The sequence below is a fragment of the Pontitalea aquivivens genome, from assembly GCF_046507575.1.
GTDB lineage: Bacteria > Pseudomonadota > Alphaproteobacteria > Rhodobacterales > Rhodobacteraceae > Pontitalea > Pontitalea aquivivens.
Window position 1 is genome coordinate 1 of sequence record NZ_JBKFEY010000115.1, and the last position, 593, is coordinate 593.

The 593-nt window shown below is 58.7% G+C and carries 1 protein-coding gene; it reads left to right on the forward strand.

From position 1 onward, the window contains the following. Positions 1 to 66: 66 nt before the first annotated feature. Positions 67 to 593: helix-turn-helix domain-containing protein (locus tag ACK8OU_RS20415; RefSeq protein WP_410305155.1), on the forward strand; the 527-nt coding region annotated here is incomplete at its 3' end.

Consider the following 593-nt stretch of genomic DNA (forward strand, 5'->3'; position numbering starts at 1 on the left):
TGAGAATTGACCCATGTGCAACCCTGCCTCGGCTTGAACCAGCTGGAGGCATACGGAGTGATCGACATGGGATTTTTGAAGGTTATCAGGAAGTGGGCGCTGCGGGACAAGATGCCCATTCGCGAGATCGCGCGGCGCACGGGCATTTCGCGTAACACAATCAAGAAGTATTTGCGTGAGGGGATTGTTGAGCCTGCGTTCCAGACGCCGGACCGGCCGAGTAAGCTGGATCCGTATGCCAAGCAGCTGACAGCTTGGCTTGTTTCGGATCAACGCAAATCACGCAAAGAACGCCGGACGGCGAAGCTGATGCACGCCGATCTGGTGAAGCTGGGATATGACGGCTCCTACGAGCGCGTTGCGGCCTTCGTTCGGGAATGGAAAGGCGAACGGCAGCGGGCGCATCACACGACGGATCGTGGAACTTTCGTGCCGCTGGTGTTCGCACCGGGCGAAGCGTTCCAGTTCGACTGGAGCGAAGATTGGGCCTATGTCGGTGGCGAGCGGATCAAGCTGCAGGTCGCGCATATCAAGCTGTCGCACAGCCGCGCCTTTCTGGTGCGGGCCTATCTGCTGCAAACGCATGAGATGCT